Annotated in this window: 2 protein-coding genes; one reads left to right on the top strand and one right to left on the bottom strand. The window is 76.9% G+C overall.

Annotated features, from left to right (window positions below):
• On the top strand, positions 1–452 hold a 452-nt coding region (locus GTW08_RS01490; RefSeq protein ID WP_161151283.1), incomplete at its 5' end, for a TM2 domain-containing protein.
• Between the two features lie 128 nt (positions 453–580).
• Here GTW08_RS01490 and GTW08_RS01485 read toward each other — a convergent pair.
• Positions 581–1,213 carry an NUDIX domain-containing protein gene (locus GTW08_RS01485; RefSeq protein WP_073575225.1) on the bottom strand — a complete coding sequence of 211 codons (633 nt, stop codon included), beginning with the start codon at positions 1,211–1,213 and terminating at the stop codon, positions 581–583.
• Positions 1,214–1,326: the final 113 nt, after the last annotated feature.

The following is a 1,326-nucleotide window of genomic DNA, read 5'->3' as shown; positions in this document are numbered from 1 at the left end:
ACCCCGGCGGGACGTACCCGTCCGGGCCGTACCCCGACGGCGGCCCCGCGGGCTTGTCCCCCGGCGGCGGGTTCCCCGGCGGGCCGGCGTGGGCCGCCGGTGCGCCGGGCTGGGCGTCCGGGCAACAGCAGTACCCGGGCGCGGCCTACCCACCGCACCCCGGGCCCCCGTCCTACGGCCCCTACGGATACGACCCGTCCGCGCCGTACGGCCGCGAGCCCTACTCGGGGCTGCCGTACTCCGACAAGCAGAAGATCGTGGCGGGGCTGCTGCAGCTGTTCCTGCCGTTCGGCATCGGCCGGTTCTACTCGGGCCACACCGGTCTGGCCGTCGCGCAGCTGCTGGTCACGTTCCTGACCTTCGGGATCGGCGCGATCTGGTCGTTCGTCGACGGGATCGTGGTGCTCGCCGGGTCGCCCCGGGACCCGGAGGGTCGTCCGCTGCGGCCCTGACCACCGCCCGGCGCGGTCACCGTGGGCGCGGCCGGGCGGACACCGTCGGCGCGGCAGGCCGTCACCCGGAGACCCGGCGCGGTCACGCGTCGCCGCGGCCCGCGGTCACCCGTCGGCGCGGCGGAGGATCACTCGTCGGCGCGGCGGGCGAAGCGGAACGGGCGGTCGGCCCACTCGGCGTCGACCGGGCGGGGGTCGAACTCCCCGGCCAGCACCGCGCGGGCCGCGAGCAGCCCGGCGCAGGACACCGCATTGACGATCTCACCGGAGAACACCATCCCGACGGCCTCGGCGATCGGGATCCAGCGCAGCTCCAGGTCGGCCTCCTCGTCGTCGCCCAGGTCGGGGCGCGGCTTCTCGACGAGCTCGCGCGCGAGGAAGATGCGGACCGACTCGTCGGAGAACCCGGGCGAGGGCACGACGTCGAGCAGCACCGACCAGTCCGACGCCGACAACCCGGCCTCCTCGGTCAGCTCCCGGTCGGCGGTGACCGCGGGGTCCTCCCCCGCCACGTCGAGCAGGCCGGCGGGGAGCTCCCACAGCCGTCGCCGGACGGCGTGGCGGTACTGGTGCAGCATCCGGACCCGCCCGGCCTCGTCCACCGCGACGACGGCGACCGCCCCCGGGTGCTCCAGGATCTCGCGGGTCGCGACCCGGCCGCCGGGCATGACGACGCGGTCCGACCGCAGCGCCATCACGCGGCCGGAGTAGATGTCGGTGGCCGAGCGGACCGGGAAGTCGTGCTCGCCGGGGCGGGTCACCGGGTCACCGCCCGGCGGGTGCGCAGTTCGATCACCCGTCGGACAGTAGCCGCCGGGCCCGGCCCGTGCGGGGCACGCGGGCCGTGCGGGCCGCGTGCCGCGCCCGGCGGCAC

The sequence above is a fragment of the Pseudonocardia sp. SID8383 genome, assembly GCF_009864975.1.
Classification (GTDB): domain Bacteria; phylum Actinomycetota; class Actinomycetes; order Mycobacteriales; family Pseudonocardiaceae; genus Pseudonocardia; species Pseudonocardia alni.
Note: the sequence above shows the minus strand (reverse complement) of the source record. Positions and strands in the feature narration are given on the sequence as shown.